The sequence below is a fragment of the Salinicoccus kekensis genome (genome assembly GCF_900220995.1).
GTDB classification, from domain to species: Bacteria; Bacillota; Bacilli; order Staphylococcales; family Salinicoccaceae; genus Lacicoccus; species Lacicoccus kekensis.
The window spans coordinates 78,447-99,312 of sequence record NZ_OBQF01000004.1 but is presented as its reverse complement, the minus strand read 5'-3'; the positions used below and the strand labels follow the sequence as shown (position 1 = coordinate 99,312).

Genomic DNA, 20,866 nt, shown 5'->3' with positions numbered 1-20,866 from the left:
AGGGGAGGGATTTTATTGAAATTTAAAAAGACCGCGGTGGAGCAGTTTTTCACACCGTACAGCATAGGGGATTTCAACATCACACAAGATGAGAAGCGGCTGCTCTTTTCGTCGAACATGAACGGCAAAGTCAATATATACGCAATGGACCTGCCGCATACTTATCCTTACCAGTTTTCGGTGAAGGACGAAAGTGCAAGCTTCATCCAGCCGGCACCGGATAATTCATATGTGCTGGCGGGGTTTGACAAGGACGGCAATGAAAATCATAAAATATATGCAATACCACCCCAGGGGGGTATGCCGGAGCAGCTGATCGAGGCGGATGTGGATGATAAGTTCATGTTCACCAAGCTGTCCAAAGACGGGACGAAAGTGTATTATACTTCGTCCAAAGGCAATGCCAGCTATTTGAATTCCTATGTTTACGACACCGGCACGGAAGAGGAGGTGCTGCTCCATGAAGGGGAGGGCGGCCCGACGCATCTGGTCGATGTATCGCAGAATGAGGAGAACTCGGTTTATCTCACTGCTTTCGCCAATACGCATATGATCGGCTTCATCAAGACCGAGGAGGGCACAGAGTATTTGACGCCTGACGCCGAAAAGGTGCACACTGTCAGCAGCATCAGTTTTGTAAAGGACGATGAGGCGTGGTTTGTGACCAACTATGATTCAGAGTACAGTTACCTTGCCAAATACGACCTTACGACAAAGTCTTTTGAAAAGGTCCTCGATTTCGAGCGGGAATCACTGGTGCTGATGAAATACAACCGCCACACGAACATGATGTACCTCATCACACAAAAAGGCGTGGTCCAGAAACTGTATTATTACGATTTGAACCATGATCAGCTTGAGCCGATCATTGCCCCGGTGACAATATTCGACCGGCTCGTCACGACGCGGAGCGGCGCACTGTACATCAAGGGGACGAGCGCCACGGTGCCAGTGAACATCTTTAAATATGAGGATGAGACATGGGAGCAGCTGACGAAGAATAAAGTGCTCGGTGTCACGCCGAAGGACATGGTGGAACCGGAAACCATCACCTATAAATCTTTTGACGGTCTGGAAATCGAGGCGCTGCTGTTCAGGGCGAAAGAGGACCGGGCGAACGGCTATACGGTCTTCTGGCCGCACGGCGGCCCGCAGTATAATGAAAGCAAATCTTTCAGGGCGATGTTCCAGATGTTTTTAAACCGGGGCTACAACGTGTTCTGCCCAAATTTCCGGGGCAGCACGGGGTACGGTGCCGAGTTCGTCAAGATGGTGGAAGGCGACTGGGGACACGGGCCGAGGCTCGATAATGTCAAAGGGATTGAATGGCTGTTCCAGGAAGGGATCTCAAGTCCTGAAAAACTGTTCCTTGTCGGCGGAAGCTACGGGGGATATATGGCCCTGCTGCTTCACGGCCGCCATCCGGAATACTTCAAGGCAGTGGTGGATATTTTCGGAGTATCGAATTTATTCACATTTTATGAATCCGTACCTGAACACTGGAAGCCGATGATGAAACGGTGGGTCGGCGACCCGGTGGAAGATGAAGAGCGGTTCCGGACGGACAGCCCGGTGACGTATCTGGATACGATGACCAGGCCGATGCTTGTCATACAGGGTGCCCACGACCCGCGCGTGGTCAAGGAAGAGTCCGATCAGATCGTGGAGAAGCTGAGGTCAGCCGGCCGCGATGTGGAATACATCGTCCTGGATGACGAAGGGCACGGCTTCTCGAAGAAAGAAAATGAAATCCTTGTATATGAAGCAATGCTTGAATTTTTGGAAAAACATCAATGATACCGAAAACCCGCCCCCGGCGGGTTTTCCCTTGTTGACTTTTATACCCTATGGGGGTATAATGAATGTAACGAATAAGATAAGGCCGGTGATTAAGATGGAAGAAACATTGCATGACCATGCGGTCGTCCCGCGTACGGACGATGAAAAGGATAAAGTACAGAAGCGTTTAAGGCGCATCGAGGGCCAGGTCCGGGGCGTCCAGAAGATGGTTGAAGAAGACCGTTACTGTGTGGACATCCTCATACAGATCAGTGCCATCCAGTCGGCATTGAAGAATGTCGGTTACGAAGTGACGGAAAGACATATGAAACACTGTGTCGCGGATGCGATCGATAAAGGTGAAGGCGACGATTCCATCGAAGAATTGATGGCGGTGCTGAAGCAGTTTTCAAAATAAACACGTGAAAGGAGGGGCAGGAAATGGCAGGCAAAGAAAATACTACATTGAATATAACCGGCATGACATGTGCATCCTGTTCAAGCAGGATTGAAAAGGTCCTGAATAAGATGGACGGTGTCGATGCCAAAGTCAATCTCGCAACTGAGCAGGCGTCGGTTGGTTATGATAAGGACAACACCAATTTGGATGAGATCACAAACAGGATAGAAAACCTTGGCTTCGGTGTACAGTACGACGAAGCGGAGTTTGATATTTCCGGCATGACATGTGCGGCGTGTTCCAACAGGATCGAAAAAGTGCTGAATAAGACGAGCGGCGTCTCCAGTGCGACAGTCAACCTGGCGACCGAGAACGCTGTGATCGAGTACAATTCGAATGTGCTGACCGAGAGGGACTTGATCGACCGCATCGGTAACCTCGGATACGGGGCCAAGGCAAAAGAGAGTGCCGAGTCCAGGGAAGAAAAGAAGGAAAAGGAATTATCACGGCTGAAGTGGAAGGTCATCATATCGGCTCTTTTATCGCTGCCGCTTCTCGTGACGATGCTGGATCATCTGTTCGGCATCGCCCTGCCTTCAATATTCATGAACCCGTGGTTCCAGCTGGCATTCGCAGCACCGGTGCAGTTCATACTGGGCTGGCAGTTTTACGTCGGAGCCTATAAGAGCCTGAAGAGCTTCAGTGCCAATATGGATGTGCTGGTCGCGATGGGTACGACCGCAGCATTCGGTTTCAGTCTGTTCGAGACATACAGATGGCTCACTGGTGCGACTGCCCATCCACACTTGTATTTTGAAACGAGTGCAATCATCATCACATTGATTCTTTTCGGCAAATATTTGGAAGCCCGTGCGAAATCACAGACTTCCGGTGCGATAAAGGAACTGATGAACATGCAGGCGAAAGAGGCCAGGGTCATCAGGAACGGGGAAGAAGTGATGATCCCGGCAGCTGATGTTGCAGTCGGTGATGCACTGATCGTAAAACCGGGTGAGAAGTTCCCGGTGGACGGCATGATCACCAGAGGCAGCACCTCTGTGGACGAGTCCATGCTGACAGGGGAATCCATACCTGTTGAAAAAAACGTCGAAGATAAAGTGATCGGCTCGACGATCAACCAGAACGGCAACGTCATCGTTGAAGCTTCCCGTGTCGGCAAGGACACGGCGCTGCAGTCCATCATCAAAGTGGTGGAGGAAGCGCAGGGGAAAAAGGCGCCGATCCAGCGGATGGCGGACATCGTCTCCGGATATTTCGTGCCGATTGTGATCGCCATCGCGATAGCGACTTTTCTGATCTGGTACTTCATCGCATCCCCTTACAATCTTGAGCCGGCACTGATCGCATCGATTACGGTGCTCGTCATCGCCTGTCCATGTGCCCTCGGCCTTGCAACACCGACTTCAATCATGGTCGGTACAGGCAAAGGGGCAGAGAACGGCATCTTGTTCAAAGGCGGAGAGCATCTGGAAAAAACACATAATCTGGATGCCGTCATCCTGGATAAGACAGGCACCATCACAAAAGGCAGACCTGAAGTCACCGATTTTACAGGAGATGAAGGGGCGCTGATGCTGCTGGCGGCAGCGGAAAAAGGTTCTGAACATCCGCTTGCTTCCGCAATCATCGCCTACGCCACCGAAGAGGAAGTGGACATCCCTGAAGTGGAAGATTTCAAGGCGATACCTGGCCACGGCATCGAAGCGGTGGCAGGTGCGGACCGGATTCTCGTCGGCACACGTAAACTGATGCAGGATCAGAGCATTGAAGTTGATGAATATGATGAAGAAATGACACAATATGAATATGAGGGCAAGACGGCGATGCTGGTTGCCGTAAATGAAAAAATCCGGGGCATCGTCGCCGTACAGGATACAGTGAAAGATACGGCGAAAGAAGCCATCACTGCACTGAAGGCCCAGGGGCTTGAGGTCATCATGCTGACCGGCGACAACCGCCGCACGGCGGAAGCCATCGCAAGGGAAGTCGGGATTGATACGGTGATTGCGGAAGTGCTTCCGGAAGAGAAGGCGGCACAGGTCAAAAAAGTGCAGGAAGAAGGCAAGTCGGTTGCGATGGTCGGGGACGGTGTGAATGATGCACCGGCACTGGTCACTGCAGATATTGGAATCGCAATCGGTACAGGTACGGAAGTGGCGATAGAGGCGGCTGATATCACCATCCTCGGCGGCGAGCTGACATTGATTCCAAAAGCCATCAATCTGAGCCATAAGACGATCCGGAACATCAGGCAGAACCTGTTCTGGGCGTTCGCCTATAACACTGCAGGCATCCCGATTGCTGCACTCGGCTTCCTCGCACCATGGGTGGCGGGCGCTGCAATGGCCTTCAGTTCGGTGAGTGTCGTGACGAATTCACTGAGGCTGAGAAGAGTTAAAGTTTAAACCAATCATATAATGGAGGATGATTTTTATGAATACAACATCAATCAAAGTGGAAGGCATGACTTGCGGGCACTGCAAGAGTGCAGTGGAAGGCGCACTCGGGAAACTGTCAGGCGTCGGCAAAGCGGAAGTGGACCTGTCGGCCAATGAAGTTTCCGTGGAATATGAAGAAGATAAAGTGACTGTTGAAGAAATGAATGAAGCGATTGAAGACCAGGGCTACGATGTAGTGAAATAATGGAAATGAGCCTGCATCTTTTAAGGATGCAGGCTTATTTTTGTTTCATATCTGTTATAATTGAAGAAATATGTTTGAATCGTTTAATCCGCGAAGGGGGAACTTCTTTTGATCATTTTGATCATCATATTATTACTCACCTCGCTGTTCTTCTCCGGCAGTGAGACGGCACTGACCGCAGTCGATAAAGTGAAGCTGCAGGCCAAGGTGCAGGACGGGGATATGAAGGCGGCGAGATTGATGGGCATCGTCTCAAGGCCGAGTGAATTCATCACGACGATCCTGATTGGCAACAATATTTCCAATATCATTCTGCCGACACTGGTGACGATATTGGCACTGGATTACGGCTGGAACGTGGCGGCGGCCAGTGCCGTACTGACGGTCACCATCATTTTATTCGCTGAAGTCGTGCCCAAATCCATTGCCGCAGCCTTCCCGGAGAGGGTGTCCTACCTGGTCATGCCGATCATAAGGCTTGTCATCATCATCCTCAAGCCGGTGACGGTCATCCTGAATTTCCTGACGGACAATATCACCAAGATATTATCCAGGGGGGAGCAGCCGGCCTGGACCGTCTCCAAGGATGAGCTCGTGAACCTGATCGATATAGCGAATGCAGAAGGTGTCTTGAAAGGCCGGGAAACGAACAGGATTAAAGGTATCCTCGATTTCCGGGATCTGAATGTCAAAGATATCATGTCGACTCCGCGGACCGAGATGGACGCCATCAAGGTGGGAACCCCTTATGACGAAGTGGTGGATACGGTGGTGAACCTCATGCACACAAGATATCCCATATACGGCGAGAACCTTGATGATATCGTCGGCGTCTTCCATACGAAGTACCTTTTGAAATGGTCACTCCATCCGGAGAAGGATCTCCTGGACTTTTCGGATACGGATCCGCTGACTGTAAAGGAGTTTGACTCGGTGGAGAACGTCTTGAGGAAAATGACGAAGGAGAGGCGCCACCTTGCGATTGTACTGGATGAATACGGCGGTACCGAAGGCATCGTCACACATGAAGATATCATCGAAAACATGCTCGGCTTCGATATAGAAGACGAAACGGATGTCAGAAGCGATGCCCTTGTCGATAAAATGACGGAGGATGAAATCATCTGTGACGGAAGGATTACACTGCACCGTCTGAACACTCAGTTCGATACGGAAATACCTGAGGAAGAAGACACTCTTTCAGGTTATCTTTTCAAAGAGTTCAACGATATCCCGGTGCAGGGGGATGTGTTCCGGAATGAGGCACTCGGGCTCAGGTTTGAAGTCATGGTGATGGAAAATCAGACGATCCGGACCATCCGGATCTTGAAGGAACAGCCGCAGGGAGACGAAGAGGCGGATGTAAATTACAGATGAACCGAAGCCCGGTGAAAACGGGCTTTTTATTGTGCACCGAATAGTGGTAAGATTAGTATTATTTGATCCAGGGGATATCATTATGAAAAAATATGCATTCTTGTTAGGTTTTTTGATTGCGGTGAGCCGCTTTTTATATAAAGAAGATAAAGAAATCCAGGTGACGGAGCGGGAATTCCACAGTGAAAAACTGCCTGAGGCATTTGAAGGCTTCCGTATCGTCCATGTCTCCGATTACCACAATGGATGGTTCGGCTGGAGGGCGCGTCATTTATTGGACCAAGTCAGAGGGGCCGACGGTGATGTGATCATGATGACCGGGGATGTCATCGACAGGCGGACCCCGAACCTCGGCAGGTCGAAATCATTCATCCGGAAACTCACGAAAATCGGGCCGGTCTATTATGTGACGGGGAACCACGAAGCCCATTATAAAAAATGGAAAAAACTGAAGAAGTATATAGAGAAGTCCGACATGATGAATTTAAGTGACACTTCGGTGCAGCTGGTGAAGGACGGACAAGCCATGAATGTGGTGGGAATGCCGGATCCATGGTTTCTCGGGAACGAAGTATATTCCGATGTGAATCTGCGGTTTGATAAGCTTTTGAGGCACAGGATGGAGAATATTTCAGATTATTTCACCATCCTCATGTCCCACAGGCCAGAGCTGTTCCTGACATATGTGAAATATGATATAGATCTGGTGCTCTCAGGCCACGCCCATGGTGGACAGATCCGCCTGCCATTCGTCGGCGGACTTTACTCGCCGCATCAAGGCATTTTGCCAAAGTACGCAGAAGGCATGCATAAGATGTACGGAACGGCATTGTCGGTCAGCAGGGGACTCGGCAACAGCAGATTCCCGTTCAGGGTCTTCAACCATCCTGAAATAGTGGTGCTGACTTTAAGGAAAAAATGATCAAATGAGGTGTGTGGATTGCTGGAACAGCTGATATCGTATGTGATCGTCGTCACCGTGCTTGCGATGGTGCCAGGTGCGGATATGATGATCATCATGAAGAATACGCTTGCGTTGAGCAGATCAGCGGGACGCGTCACGCTTGCCGGCATCATTGCGGGACACCTGTTCTGGCTCGTGATATCTGTGGTGGGGCTCGCGGTCATCATCGCCGGTTCACCCCTTTTGTTCAACGCGATCAAATACGCCGGGGCTTTGTATCTGATCTATATCGGGGTGCAGAGCATGCGCGCAGGCGTGCTCGTCCCCCGTCAGTCGCTTGAACATATCGACACCCTAAGTGCACCCGTCAGCCGCAAATCCCTCCAGCAGTCATTCAGGCAGGGATTCGTTGCAAACTTGTTGAATCCGAAAGTATTGATATTATACATGACCATCATTCCCCAGTTTGTGGCGGGGAGTGCGGAGACGGCGCTTGGGTACAATCAGCAGATTGTGCTGCTCGCCCTGATACTGATCGGGATTTCAATCATATGGTTTCTGCTCGTCGTTGAACTGGTGAACCTTTTGAAGCGGTGGATGAAATCCTATGTATTTCAAAACTGGCTCAGCAAAGGCGCCGGTCTGATCATCATTCTGTTCGGCCTCCGGACGATATTTTTCGGGTGAGCTGATGGGGCCTTTCCATCGCTCATTGGGCTGTCTGAGTGAGCGATGGGGCTTGTCTATCGCTCATTGGGCTGTCTGAGTGAGCGACGGAGCTTGTCTATCGCTCATTGGGCTGTCTGAGTGAGTGACGGGGCTTGTCTATCGCTCATTGGAATGTTTGAGTGAGCGATAGACGCTCCTATCGGCCAATTGGTATTTCGTTTGGCCGGTACAGACAATCCATACATATTTCCAAATATTAAAGGCATAACCCGAAGTGGGTTATGCCTTTTTCTAATTCCTAAATCAATTGAAGAAGACCATATCCGGTGCATCTTCTTCTGTGATTATTATTGTCTGTTTCAAATATTTTTCCATCTTGGTGAAATCGACTTCTGCACCGATTCCGGGCTTGTCACTCACCTGGACGACGCCTTGTTCGGCCACGACTTCAGGAGTGATGATATCTTCTTCCCAGTAACGGCTGGAGCTTGCGGTGTCACCCGGCAATGTGAAGTTCGAGAGTGTGGTGATTGCGATGTTGTGCAATCTGCCGACACCAGCTTCGAGCATACCGCCGCACCATAGCGGGATATCGTGTTTCGCGGCAAGGTCATGAATCCTCTTCGACTGCGTGATGCCGCCGACGCGTCCGACTTTGACGTTGATGATTTCACAGCTGCCGAGTTCGATGGCCGCTGCAGCCGCCTGGAAGCTGTCAATGCTTTCATCCAGGCAGATCGGTGTCTTGAGCTCTTTTTGCAGTTTCGCATGATCAACGATATCGCCGGCCGCAAGGGGCTGTTCAATCATCATCAGATCAAATTCATCCAGCGCTTTCAGCAGCTCGATGTCATCCAGTGTATAGGCGGAATTGGCGTCGACCATCAGCGGGATGTCAGGGAAATTCGCCCTCACCCTGCGGATCATCGGTACATCGCGTCCGGGTTTTATTTTTACCTTGATGCGTTTATAGCCTTCATCGACCTTCTCCTGAATTTTCTCAAGCAGCAGCTCATCCGTGTCCTCGAGCCCCAAAGAGATGCCGACATCGACTTCAGTCTTCCCGCCTCCGACAGCTTCGGCGAGTGTCATGCCATTCTCTTTGGCATACAGATCCCACACGGCACCTTCAATGCCGGACTTGGCCATATTGTTCTTTTTGAAAGGGGCAAACAAATCCCATACTTCATCAGGATGGCTGATTTCATTTTGGACGATGAGCGGTGCGAAGTACTTGTTCATGGCGATCAGGGCACTGTCCATGAATTCCTCCGAGTAGAGCGGATCTTCACCCGCGACACATTCACCGAAGCCCGAAAGGCCATCGGTGTTCACCGCCTCGACGATCGTGATGTGCCTTTTCGTCTGGGTGCCGAAACTTGTGGTGAAGGGGTTCTTCATTTCCATTTCCAGTTCATGCAGTCTGATTTCTTTTATCTTCATTATTTTCCTCCTAAACGGGTCCAAAATCTATTGCAACAAGTACAATCAGATAAATAATCCCTAATGTATACCATATTAACACTAAAGGGAAGGCGAATTTAACCCATTTTACAAACGGTACACCAGCAATTGCGAGATTTGCCATCAAGACACCCGATAAAGGCGTGATGATGTTGGTGAAACCGTCTCCCATCGTGTAAGCCTGGACGGCCACCTGCCTTGGGAAATCCATTATATCCGCGAGTGGTCCGAGTATCGGCATGACAATTGCAGCCTGTCCGCTGCCTGAAGTGACGACGAGGTTGAAGAGTCCGTTACCGATAAGCATCATGATCGCTCCCATCGTACTCGAAAACGGCTCCATCATGACAGCCATGCCATTGACCACAGTATCAAGGATTCTGCCATCTTCCAAAATCACGACAATGGAACGTGCCATGCCTATGATCAAGGCCCCATAGAGCACACCCTGCGCTCCTTGGATGAAGGAACTCACCATACTGTTGATATCAATGCGGCCAATGATGGCAGTGACAACCATGATGACGAGGAAGACTGCTGCCATTTCCTGGAGGTTCCATTCAGCAACGAATACACCAGTGACATAAGCTGCAATACCAAGGAACAAAGTGAGAAGGACCAGAATATGTACCGGCTTCATCTTCTGCTTTCCGACCGTCAGTTCCTCTGAGTTTTCCCTTGGGAAAGGATTATCCTTGAGGATACCGCCGTGCTGATCCCTCTTCAATTTTCTGGAATACATGATGACGTAAATCATCGTGACAATCAGGGTGATGGCGTACATTACGCTTCGCTCCGGCGCGCCTGAGAAGAGGGGAATGCCCGCAATCTCCTGAGCGAATCCAACTGTCAGTGGATCAAGTATGGCGACGGCGAATCCGACGTAGGCACCCAGATAGATGATGGATACACCGATAATCGCATCCATGCGCATTGATCTCGCCAGTATAATTCCAAGCGGGATGAAGGCGATGACGGCATTGACAATGATGCCGAGGGTGCCGAAAACAGAAAACACAAACATGATTACAACAATCAGAAGCCATTCCCTGTTCTCGGTCACTTTGATGATTTTTGTGACCATGGCATCGATGGCCCCTGTCTTTTCAATAACTGCAAACACTCCACCGATGATCAGTACCAGAAATATCAGATCGGCGGTCGATACCAAGCCGGTGACGATGGCTTGGAATACATCAAGGAAGCCTGCAGGATTGGAATCGATGACGCTGAAGGTTCCCGGAACAATGATGTCTATTCCTTCTGCGGACTCCTCAGTCTGAAATTCCCCCGCGGGTATAAGGTAAGTCGCTATTGCAGCAAGTACGAGGAAGAAGAATAAAATCCCGTATGCATCAGGGAGTTTCAACCATCTGGATGTCTTCGTGCCTTTTTCTTTTTCATCAGGCATATAATCCCTCCATATTGAATTTAAAATTACATAAGTATATATTAAGTATAATAGTTTGATAATACAAATAATTTTGGAAAGGAATTTTTGATGAGTACTGAAAAAATTCTTGAAGTGTTCCACCATATTCATGAAAATCCGGAACTGAGCAATGAGGAATATGAAACGACGGATTATATATTCGAGTATTTGAAAGCTGAAGGGTTCGAACCGGTGAAGTTTAAAAATATAACCGGCTTATACTGTGACATGGGCACTTTTGATGGCGACCATCCGAAGATCGGTGTGCGGGCGGACATCGATGCGCTTTATCAGGAAGTGGACGGGGTGAAGCGTGCGAATCATTCATGCGGGCATGATGCGCATACCGGCATGGTGGTCGGGGCGATGCTGAAACTTAAAGATCATGAAGCTCTGGAGTCGCGGGGTGTGAGGTTCATCTTCCAGCCTGCCGAGGAATTGGGCACCGGGGCGCTTGCCGTCGCGGAGGAGGGGATCATAGAAGACTTGGATTACCTGTTCGGCATCCATCTCCGGCCGATAGAAGAAGCGGCGATGGGTGAGGCTTCGCCGAGCATCGAGCATGGCTCGGCTGCATCCCTCCAGTTCAGGATAGTCGGTGAGGATGCCCACGGGGCACGTCCGCACCTGAACCATAATGCGATCGAGATCGGGGCGGATATCGTCAATATGCTCTCCAAGATCCATATCAATCCGGTCATCCCTTCATCGGTCAAGATGACGAAGTTCCTCTCAGGGGGGAAATCCCTGAACATCATCCCGGGAATCGCTGAGTGCGGCATCGATCTGCGCGCACAGACGAATGAAGAGATGGATAACTTGAAAAACCGCGTATTCAAAATACTGGAGTATGTCGAAGATTTTTACGGTGTATCCATCGAAGATCAGGAATTTTCAAGCATCGTCGCGAGTGAGAGTAATGATGAAGCGATCCAGTTCTTAAGGGAAGGCATCCTCGAAGCGCTGGGTGAAGAAAACCTGATGGAGCCGATCATGACGACCGGCGGGGACGATTTCCATTACTACACCGTGAAATACCCTGAATTGAAGGGTGCCATGATCGGACTCGGATGTGACTTGAAGCCGGGGCTCCACCATCCGGATATGACATTTGATCATGATGCACTGGAAAATGGCTCTGAAATCATCTATCAGTCGATTTTAAAAGTGGAGTGACAACGACAGCATTCTTTCTGTTTAAAGGGGTAATATAACTTTGAACAGGAGGAATGATAAATGAAAGAAATTTTCGATTTGCTCAAGCAGGGCAGCATGGCCTCATTCACTGCATCCATAGTGAATTTCTTCATCGGCCTTCTGAAAGGTGCGGCATTCATACTGACGGGGAATGTTGCAATGTTCGCCGAAATGATGCACTCATTTGGGGATTCAGTAAATCAGTTTTTCGTATTTGTAGGTTCGGGACTCTCGAAAAAAGCACCGACAAGAAGGTTTCCTTTCGGTTTTGGAAGGCTTGTGAACCTGGTCTGCATTTTTGCGATCGTCGTCGTGGCCATATTATCATATGAAACGGTCAGGGAAGGGATACATCATATCATCGAACCTCTGCCGAGGGAGACGGATCATATAATGATATGGATCAACATCGGCGTCCTGGCAGTGGCATTCATATTGGAATCTTTCGTCTTATATAAAGCCGGGAAAGAGCTTTTGCAGCAGGCGGGCGAACCTTATGACGGCATGAAACCCCTGACGACGAGCTTTTTGCATATGAACAGGGCGAAACCTGCGACGAAATTGGTTTTCCTTGAAGACAGCGTTGCGACTGTCGGGGCGGTCATTGCGATCATCGGCATATTGGTCGGGCAATATTTGAATGTACCGGTGGCAGAAGGTGTCGTTTCAGTCATCATCGGTCTGATGATGTTCTACATCGTATATAAGGTGTTCATGGAAAATGCTGCAGGGGTCCTTGGTGAGAGTGACCCCCATATGGAGGAGCGGATTTCTTCAATCGTCCTGAACCATAAGGAGATCAGGGACTTAAGGCGGCTCCTCGTCCTGAAGGAAGGGGACGCCTTGCATGTGGAAGTCATCGCGGAACTGGACCAGGGCCTGACAGTGGAACAGGCGAACGATATCCGGGATGAGATAGAAGGTATCATACTTGAGCAGAACCATGTCACCGACGTGAACCTTGAATTCGAGGTGGATGACGGATTCCGGGCATGGCCGCAGCAGATGGCGAAGAAGCAACCATAAGGATTAAAAAAGGGCCGGACAACAAATGTCCGGCCCTCTCATGAGCATTGGTTATGCCAATTTGGTTTCAACGTTCTCTGTGTTCGTGACGATCAGGAACACTGTTCCTCTGTCCATTTCAGATTCATAGTTCTCTGCTTCATTCTCGGAGAAACCGATACCTTCAAGCTGGGCTCTCAGCTGATCGCCTTTTTTGGTGAATGTGCCTTTCACTGCACCGGTGACGCCCATTTCACTTGCACCGATCGTGCTGGCATCTGCATTTTTAGCAATGCGCTTCGTACGTTCATCATCGTGTGAAATCACATAAATATCATCTTTGCTGATATCTTTCGACTGCAGTTTTTGGATATCTTCCTGCAGTTTCTCATCATCTTTATAACCTTTGATAAATGGTTTAGCCATAATTATCTCCTCCGATGTTTATTGTTGATTTCAAATCCAATATTAGTATTCCCATCATAGATATAATTAAACATGGGAGCTTGGTTCAGAGGATAAAAAAAGAGCCCTCAGGGCTCATTTAAATCAGATGTTCCTGTGCTGATCAACATCATCCGTGTCCACCGGGCCGCGGTGGGGTTCACTGACGGGTTCCTCGCGGACCACCGGATCATTGAACGTTTTGGAAAGCTTGCGGTGATAGAGGAACAGCACGACGATTGCTGCAATGCCTGCCGTCAACACATTCAGTATAGCGAGCAGTATCGCAACGCCCATGTTACGGGTATAGGCATTGAACAAACCGATGAATATGATGGATTCCATAAGCAGGTAGGAAATCGCGATATCCCCGATGGATAATCCGAGGAAATAAACGACGAGGCCTGTGATGGCGAAGATCAGCCCAAGGTGTTTCGGGTTGAAACTGCCTTTTTGAAAGACGTTGCCGTCAAATTCCTGGCCGGCCACATAAAAAGTCCCGAATGGTACAAATGAAAGCAATGGTATATCAAGATTCTTCCTTTCAGCTATCCTGAAGAGGAAATAACCCTGCAGCAGCCATTTGATCAGGCCGAGGGCGGCTATGAATATCAGCACGATGATGCCGATGGCAACAAGTCCTGCAAACAAACCGAAGATTTCGATATGAATCACTCCTTTGCTTTAATTGTAACACGAATAAAACAGATTAAAAATTCACAGGTACCAGCCCGGCACCACAAATTTCAATGATTATTAATAATTTTGTATAAATATACTTGAAAAAGCATTATTATAATGTTAGTATGTATATCATTACGAATCAAATCAAATAGTAGAGGTGTTTTATATATGAGTGAAAAAGTGGTATTGGCTTATTCAGGTGGTTTAGATACAAGTGTTACAATCAAGTGGTTCATCGATAAAGGATTCGAAGTCGTTGCGTTATGTCTGGATGTGGGTGAAGGGAAAGACCTGGACCACATCAAACAGAAGGCGTTCGACATGGGTGCTTCCGAATGTTACGTATTGGATACTAAAGAGGAGTTCGCAAATGAATACGTGAGCTATGCAATTTACGGTAACTCAATGTATGAAGGCAAGTACCCACTGGTATCCGCCCTCAGCAGACCTCTAATCTCCAAGAAGCTGGTTGAAGTGGCGCATGATGCAAATGCAGATTACGTTGCACACGGCTGTACAGGAAAAGGGAACGACCAGGTGCGTTTCGAAGTCGCCATCAAATCACTGGATCCGACAATCAAGGTGCTGGCCCCAGTAAGAGAGTGGACATGGAGCCGTGAAGAGGAAATCGAATATGCGAAGGAACATAACGTGCCGATTCCTGTGGATCTGGATTCACCATATTCAATCGACCAGAACTTATGGGGCAGAAGCAACGAGTGCGGTGTACTTGAAAATCCTTGGAACCAGCCGCCTGAAGATGCTTATGACCTGACTGTACATCCTACAGCTGCAAAGGATGAAGCAGAAGAGCTTTTATTGACATTTGAAGCGGGTCTTCCGACTAAAATCAACGGCGTCAGCTACCAGCTGGATGACCTCATCCTGAAATTGAATGATATCGCCGGTGCACACGGCATTGGACGAATCGACCATGTGGAGAACAGACTGGTCGGCATCAAATCAAGGGAAATCTACGAGACGCCGGGTGCGGCAGTTATCCTTACTGCAAAGCATGATCTCGAAACGATCACTTTGACGAAAGACATCGCACATTTCAGACCGATCATCGAACAGAAATATACGGAACAAATCTATAACGGTTTATGGTTCTCGCCGCTCAGCGATTCATTGAGAAAGACGTTGAAAGATATGGCGCAGGACGTGAACGGTGATGTCCGTCTCGAACTTTATAAAGGTAATGTGATCGTCACAGGACGTCAGTCCGAGAACAGCCTCTACAATGAGAAGCTTGCGACTTACACTTCAGAAGATGCATTCGACCAGGGCGCTTCTGTCGGCTTCATCGAGATCTTCGGCCTGCCGACGAAAGTCAAGGCGATGCTTGATAACGGAGTAAAGATTAATGACTAAGAAAGCCTGGGGAGGCAGATTTTCAGGTGAGGCACTGGACTGGGTGGAAGACTTCAACGCTTCCATCCATTTCGATAAAGTGCTCCTCGACCTGGATATAAAAGGCAGCATCGCCCATGCGGAAATGCTCGCCAAGTGCAGCATCATCAGCCAGGAAGACAAGGACATCATCGTGGACGGCCTGCACAAAGTGAAAGAGGAAGCCGATAAAGGTAATATCGAATGGGACGTCACGCATGAAGACATCCATATGAATGTCGAACATGCCCTGACGGAAATCGTCGGTCCGGTCGGCGGCAAGCTCCACACCGGACGCAGCAGGAATGATCAGATCGCGACGGATATGCACCTCTATGTAAAAGCACGTGTTGAGGAGATCATCGAATCCATTGAAGAACTGCAGCGTACGATCATCAGGATCGCCGAAGAGAACATCCATGTGATCATGCCGGGTTATACGCATCTGCAAAGAGCCCAGCCGATTTTATTCTCCCATCATATGATGGCTTATTTCTGGATGTTCAACAGGGACAAGGCACGCATGCAGGATGCTTTGAAACGTATTGATGTCTCACCGCTCGGCGCAGGGGCGATCAGCGGGACGACGTTTGACATCGACAGGGAGATGACGCAGGAAGCCCTCGGTTTCAGCGACCTCTACCATAACAGCATGGATGCGGTCAGCGACAGGGATTACATCATCGAGACATTGTCGAACATCAACCTCGTGATGATCCACATGTCGAGGATTTCTGAAGAGATCATCTTTTGGATGAGCGAAGAGGCGAAGTTCGTCACTTTGAGTGATACATTCACAACGGGCAGTTCCATGATGCCCCAGAAGAAGAATCCGGATATGGCGGAACTCATCCGCGGGAAGACCGGGCGCACGACAGGTGCACTGATGTCCATGCTGATGCTGGTCAAAGGCCTGCCGCTCACATACAACAAAGACATGCAGGAAGACAAAGAAGGCCTCTTTGACGCCGTCACTACCGTCCTCGGCTCACTGAAGATCATGAACGGCATGATCGATACGATGACCGTGAATGAGGAAAGGCTCGAACAGACGATCAATGAAGACTTCTCCAATGCGACTGAACTTGCGGATTATCTTGTTGAAAAAGATGTCCCTTTCAGGGAGGCGCATGAAGTCGTCGGGAAGCTTGTGCTGAAGTGCATCAATAGCAACCGGTACCTGAAGAATCTGAGCATGGATGAATTCAAGGAAGCGAACAGCCTGATCGAAGATGATATATACGACGTATTATCACCTAAGACTGTCGTCGACCGCCGCGTCAGCTACGGCGGCACCGCCACCGAAGCAGTGAAGCAGCAGATCGGACTCGCAAAGACACTCATATAAAACTAATGTTCACCCACAGCGTATTTCGCTGACGGGTGAACATTTTTTTGTACTTATTTGTGGTGGAAGGCCATGGGGAGATGTTCAGATGAGCCTGATATTTCGCCTAACTAAACGTTTGGGGGCCGCTGCTGTTCAGATGTGCCTGATATTTCTCCTAACTAAACGCTAGAAGCCCGCCGCTGTTTAGATAGGTCTGATATTTCGCCTAACTAAACGTTTGGGGGCCGCTGCCGTTTAGATAGGTCTGATATTTCTCCTAACTAAACGTTTAAGGGCCGTCGCTGTTCAGATGTGCCTGATATTTCGTCTAACTAAACGCTTGAGGGCCGCTGCTGTTTAGATAGGTCTGATATTTCTCCTAACTAAACGTTTGGGGCCGTCGCTGTTTAGATAGGTCTGATATTTCTTCTAACTAAACGCTAGAAGCCCGTCGCCGTTCAGATGAGCCTGCTATTTCTCCTAACTAAACGCTAGAAGCCCGTCGCCGTTTAGATGCGACCAGAACTCAGCTCCCCTGAACATTATCCCGTTCGCTTCGGCTGAGACATCTTCCGCCTGTCACACTCCGGAAAATATAAAATAAAAAAAGACCGGCTCCTGCCGGTCTCAATCCGAAAATCTAATATCTGCGGTTATTTCTTTCGTTGATCTTATTGGCACTTCTGTATGCGTCTATCACTGCAAACAACCATACAATCGGGAAGAAAATGTAACCGATGAGTATCGTCATTAAAAATCCGTTGATCGCCTGTATGATGATCAGCATGATGCCTTTGAAAAACTGGCCGTTGTATATCTGGCCGAGGCCGTTGATGAAGAAGCTTAAAACAGCAGCAACGCCTGCACTTTTTTGTGATGGCATATCTTTATTCCTCATTTCCTCTTTAAATTCGAGTCTTGTAAATATACCCGTTATTCTTCGTCTTTAAACTTCGCATGCCTTTCCTCGCCGCCGGGCATTTTGAACGGCCACCAGTTGCCGCGCTTGAATGTGACAAGCAGTGCGGGCACGAGCAGCGGCAGGACGACGAATGCATAGAACAGCAGTGCGAATATGATGATGCTGGTCACCTGCACCAGGATGACGATGCCTGATGGGTAGAGTGCTGCGAATGTACCGGAGAGGATGATCACAGCCGTTATGACGACGGATCCCATCTTCCGGATCGCAATTTCAACCGCATCTTTGATGCTGTGTGTAACGACCTCTTCCCTGAATCTGTCGATGATGAATATCGAGTAGTCGATGCCGAGTGCCGCAAATATGATGAGACTGAAGAACGGCACCGCCCAGTTCAGCTGCTCTATGCCGAACCAGCCGAGGATCCATTGCGTCATGCTGACAGAGGCGAAGTAGGTGACGAAAATCGATCCAATCATGATGATTGGCAGGATGAATGATCTGAACAGCACCGCGAGTATCACGAATAAAGTAATGACGAAAATCGTCACGACGTAAGTGTAGTCATCGGTGGTGATCTGATCAAGGTCCCTGTTCATGCTGGTGACGCCTGAGAAATAGCTATCGACTTCACTCAGCTCGAGGCGTTCCAGTTCGCTGTTGACGGTGAACTCGACCTCATCAAGCACGTCCATTGCCTGATGGCTGTATGGATCACCGTCAAGTATGACATTCAGGTTGATTGCGGTGTCATCTGCAAAACTGTACTGGTCGATTGCACTTTCCAGTTCATCCGACTCCATGAATTGCTGGGGTACGTTTACGCCTGTATGATCGACGGCCGCGTTATCCGTGATCTCAGAAAGCAGCGTCTGGATTTCATCCATCCCGTCGATGGTTTCTTCCATGCCGTCATTGATCTCATCGATGCCTGACGCCATTTCAGACAGGCCGTCTGAGAGTTCGGACATCTGTGTTGCGGCCGCCTCCTGCTGTGCGAGCATTTCTTCGTTTGCCGCTTCCACTTGGGTGGCCATTTCCTGCATGCCAGCCTGGACTTCCTCAAGCTGGGCGGCTGCACCTTCGACGTCCCCGGTCATCGTCATATACTGACTGATGCCTGAGACGCCTTCACCCAGCTCATCCAGGCCGGCTGACAATTCACTGAGATCTCCACCGCCCATATCGGCACCGCCGGTCTCCTCGCTGATTTCCGTCAGATTGCCGGATATCTCTTCGAGTCCCCCGGTCATCTCCTCCATGCCCTCGGCGATTTCAGTCATGCCCGATTCTGCTTCGTCCAGTTGGTATCTTACCGAAAGTTCCTCGATGACGTCGCCTGTCGGCCGTGTCACCGTCTGGACTTCCTTCACACCGTCGACTTTGCTGACGGTATCCGCAACCGACTCGATGCGTGTCATGGTTTCATCGTTGACCAGATCATCCCCGTCGGACAGTATGACCTGTATCGGGAAGATGACCCCCTCGTCAAAACTTTCACTCACCACATTCGTCGCATGGACTGCAGAGTATGAATCATCCAGTTCGCTGATCGAGTCGTAGCTCACTTCATCATTGTAGAAGAATGACAGCACGATCAAGACAGCGACTACCGAGAAGATGATGCGTGTCGGATGCTTGATTGAGAACGTTCCGAAAAGCTTCCAGATTCTACTTTCCTTCGTCTCGATATTTTTGATGCTCGGCCAGAAAATATATTTGCCGAGCAGTGACATGAGTATCGGCAGCAGTGTGAATATCGACAGCAGCATGAACAGCATCCCGATGGCCACACCGACCGCCGAGCGGTAGATTTCAAAGTTCGCAAAGTACAGCACGCCGAACACCACCGCACCGGAAATACCGCTGATGAAGACCGTCTTACCGCCGGTTTTGAAAGTGTTCAGCGTCGCCTGATACTTGTCATTGTTCAGCAGTTCTTCTTTGAAGCGGTTCAATAAAAGTATGCAGTAATCTGTCCCGACCCCGAAGAGTATGACGATCAGAAAGCTCTGTGTCTGCGGGGAGATGGGGAAGCCGAGCCATTCGACGAACCATGCGACGAACGACTGTCCGATCAAGTATGAAACGCCGACCACCAGGACGGGCACTAAAGGTGTGACGACTGACCGGAACATGAGCAGGAGGACCGCAAGGACGATGATGACGGTGAAGGTCTCAGTCGTCTGGATGCCGTTCATGGCGTCCTCTTCAAGCGTCCTTTGAACCAGTTCATTGGAAGTGATGGATGTTTCGGCGGATGTCGGGTTCAATGCCTCGATGTCGCTTGCAGCTTCGAGGATTACATTCTCATCACCCGTGTACTCCATCGGAATCATCATGACGCCGGTATCCTCATTGATGAAATTTTCCTGGATACCTTCACTGAATTCAAAAGGATTCATGATATTATCGATATCCTCAAAATTCTCAAGTTCATTGATGTACGATTCGATGCCCTGCTGGTTTTCCGACACCCCGCCGTCAAACTCCAGGACAAGCGACATCATTTCAATATCCTGCCCGTGCTTTTCCAAAAATTGGCGCGCCTGCTCACTCGGCTGGTCGTCGGATAACTGGACGTCACCCTTTTCGGCCGCAAGCTGGGTCAGATCGGGAGAAAATATGTAAGTCAGTACTGCAAAGGCGATCATGAAAACCGTGACCGGCCATTTAAATTTCAGGATATGTTTCATTCACTCTTCCTCCGTTGATATGTTTAAGTATGATTTCTGTTGCTTGATGCAACTCATTCAAATCTTCTTCACTGATACCTTTGATATCCTGATAAATCGAATCTTTTATATTCGACAAAAACTCGATCAGCAATTTTTCGGCATTTTCATTGAGTGATACGAGCTTTGACCGCCGGTCATTGGTCAATTCATTTTCCTTGAAAGTGATCAGATTTTTATAGGCAAGCTTTTTCAGCGTGTGGGTCGTCGCGCTTTTGGTCGTGTTGAGTGCCTCGGTCAGTTCCGTCGGCGTCGCCTGCTGATGGATGAATAAATATTTGATGACTGCCATCTGGGGTTTTGAAATGTGCAGTTTCTGCACGGTGTCCGTCACATCATCGAAGATGGATGCATAACCGTATCCATATATGTCCCGCAGGTTGTTCAAAGTATCCGGCATCTTTTCCAATCATCTGCCTCCTTCATGTAGTTTAGCATGCTGTACTATTTTGCCACAGAAAGAGTTTA

Annotated in this window: 18 protein-coding genes; 11 read left to right on the top strand and 7 right to left on the bottom strand. The window is 49.2% G+C overall.

Annotated features, from left to right (window positions below; genetic code table 11):
* The first annotated feature begins 9 nt into the window (after positions 1-9).
* The 7 genes from CRN96_RS08745 (at position 10) to CRN96_RS08715 (ending at position 7,811) form a co-directional block, all read left to right on the top strand.
* Positions 10-1,797 carry a S9 family peptidase gene (locus CRN96_RS08745; RefSeq protein ID WP_097041247.1) on the top strand — a complete coding sequence of 596 codons (1,788 nt, stop codon included), beginning with the start codon at positions 10-12 and terminating at the stop codon, positions 1,795-1,797.
* A 97-nt stretch (positions 1,798-1,894) separates the two neighbouring features.
* Positions 1,895-2,197, top strand: a complete 303-nt coding sequence (locus tag CRN96_RS08740) for a metal-sensing transcriptional repressor (protein ID WP_097041566.1) — start codon at positions 1,895-1,897, stop codon at positions 2,195-2,197.
* A 23-nt stretch (positions 2,198-2,220) separates the two neighbouring features.
* A complete protein-coding gene (locus CRN96_RS08735) occupies positions 2,221-4,605 on the top strand; it encodes a heavy metal translocating P-type ATPase (protein ID WP_097041245.1) in 2,385 nt (794 codons plus the stop codon).
* A gap of 28 nt (positions 4,606-4,633) precedes the next feature.
* Positions 4,634-4,843 (top strand): copper chaperone CopZ, encoded by a 210-nt coding sequence (gene copZ, locus CRN96_RS08730; RefSeq protein WP_097041243.1) that lies wholly within the window; start codon positions 4,634-4,636, stop codon positions 4,841-4,843.
* A 108-nt stretch (positions 4,844-4,951) separates the two neighbouring features.
* The gene (locus CRN96_RS08725; RefSeq protein ID WP_097041241.1) at positions 4,952-6,220 is read left to right on the top strand and encodes a hemolysin family protein; all 1,269 of its coding nucleotides are present in this window, start codon (positions 4,952-4,954) and stop codon (positions 6,218-6,220) included.
* 82 nt (positions 6,221-6,302) lie between these two features.
* A complete protein-coding gene (locus CRN96_RS08720; protein WP_097041239.1) occupies positions 6,303-7,142 on the top strand; it encodes a metallophosphoesterase in 840 nt (279 codons plus the stop codon).
* 18 nt (positions 7,143-7,160) lie between these two features.
* On the top strand, positions 7,161-7,811 hold the full coding sequence (locus CRN96_RS08715; RefSeq protein ID WP_245844597.1) for a LysE family translocator: 651 nt from the start codon (positions 7,161-7,163) through the stop codon (positions 7,809-7,811).
* 285 nt (positions 7,812-8,096) lie between these two features.
* Here the strand turns inward: CRN96_RS08715 and menC are convergent, their stop codons facing one another.
* Together menC and CRN96_RS08705 are read right to left on the bottom strand one after the other, a co-directional pair.
* Complete coding sequence (gene menC / locus CRN96_RS08710; RefSeq protein ID WP_097041237.1) at positions 8,097-9,236, bottom strand: o-succinylbenzoate synthase; 1,140 nt, start codon at positions 9,234-9,236, stop codon at positions 8,097-8,099.
* Positions 9,237-9,246: 10 nt separating this feature from the next.
* Positions 9,247-10,668 (bottom strand): YfcC family protein, encoded by a 1,422-nt coding sequence (locus CRN96_RS08705; protein WP_097041235.1) that lies wholly within the window; start codon positions 10,666-10,668, stop codon positions 9,247-9,249.
* A gap of 90 nt (positions 10,669-10,758) precedes the next feature.
* Between CRN96_RS08705 and CRN96_RS08700 the strand changes: the two genes are divergently transcribed.
* Both CRN96_RS08700 and CRN96_RS08695 read left to right on the top strand, forming a co-directional pair.
* Positions 10,759-11,865 (top strand): amidohydrolase, encoded by a 1,107-nt coding sequence (locus tag CRN96_RS08700; RefSeq protein WP_097041233.1) that lies wholly within the window; start codon positions 10,759-10,761, stop codon positions 11,863-11,865.
* A 60-nt stretch (positions 11,866-11,925) separates the two neighbouring features.
* Positions 11,926-12,912 carry a cation diffusion facilitator family transporter gene (locus CRN96_RS08695; protein ID WP_097041231.1) on the top strand — a complete coding sequence of 329 codons (987 nt, stop codon included), beginning with the start codon at positions 11,926-11,928 and terminating at the stop codon, positions 12,910-12,912.
* Positions 12,913-12,963: 51 nt separating this feature from the next.
* Here CRN96_RS08695 and CRN96_RS08690 read toward each other — a convergent pair whose 3' ends face one another.
* Both CRN96_RS08690 and CRN96_RS08685 read right to left on the bottom strand, forming a co-directional pair.
* On the bottom strand, positions 12,964-13,317 hold the full coding sequence (locus CRN96_RS08690; protein ID WP_097041229.1) for a YflT domain-containing protein: 354 nt from the start codon (positions 13,315-13,317) through the stop codon (positions 12,964-12,966).
* Between the two features lie 123 nt (positions 13,318-13,440).
* On the bottom strand, positions 13,441-14,010 hold the full coding sequence (locus CRN96_RS08685) for a hypothetical protein (RefSeq protein WP_143544309.1): 570 nt from the start codon (positions 14,008-14,010) through the stop codon (positions 13,441-13,443).
* 177 nt (positions 14,011-14,187) lie between these two features.
* Here CRN96_RS08685 and CRN96_RS08680 point away from each other — a divergent pair, with 177 nt between their 5' ends.
* Positions 14,188-15,393: an argininosuccinate synthase gene (locus CRN96_RS08680; RefSeq protein ID WP_097041225.1), complete on the top strand. Its 1,206-nt coding sequence runs from the start codon at positions 14,188-14,190 to the stop codon at positions 15,391-15,393.
* Positions 15,386-16,759 carry an argininosuccinate lyase gene (gene argH / locus CRN96_RS08675; RefSeq protein ID WP_097041223.1) on the top strand — a complete coding sequence of 458 codons (1,374 nt, stop codon included), beginning with the start codon at positions 15,386-15,388 and terminating at the stop codon, positions 16,757-16,759. The genes CRN96_RS08680 and argH overlap by 8 nt, the downstream gene beginning before the upstream one ends.
* A gap of 622 nt (positions 16,760-17,381) precedes the next feature.
* Here the strand turns inward: argH and CRN96_RS08670 are convergent.
* Genes CRN96_RS08670 through CRN96_RS08660 form a run of 3 tightly spaced genes read right to left on the bottom strand, consistent with a single transcriptional unit; the run spans position 17,382 to position 20,798 of the window.
* Positions 17,382-17,624, bottom strand: coding sequence for a hypothetical protein (locus CRN96_RS08670; protein ID WP_097041563.1), 243 nt, complete (start codon positions 17,622-17,624; stop codon positions 17,382-17,384).
* Positions 17,625-17,674: 50 nt separating this feature from the next.
* Positions 17,675-20,359 (bottom strand): MMPL family transporter, encoded by a 2,685-nt coding sequence (locus tag CRN96_RS08665; protein WP_097041221.1) that lies wholly within the window; start codon positions 20,357-20,359, stop codon positions 17,675-17,677.
* Positions 20,337-20,798 (bottom strand): MarR family transcriptional regulator, encoded by a 462-nt coding sequence (locus CRN96_RS08660; RefSeq protein WP_245844616.1) that lies wholly within the window; start codon positions 20,796-20,798, stop codon positions 20,337-20,339. The genes CRN96_RS08665 and CRN96_RS08660 overlap by 23 nt, the downstream gene beginning before the upstream one ends.
* Positions 20,799-20,866: the final 68 nt, after the last annotated feature.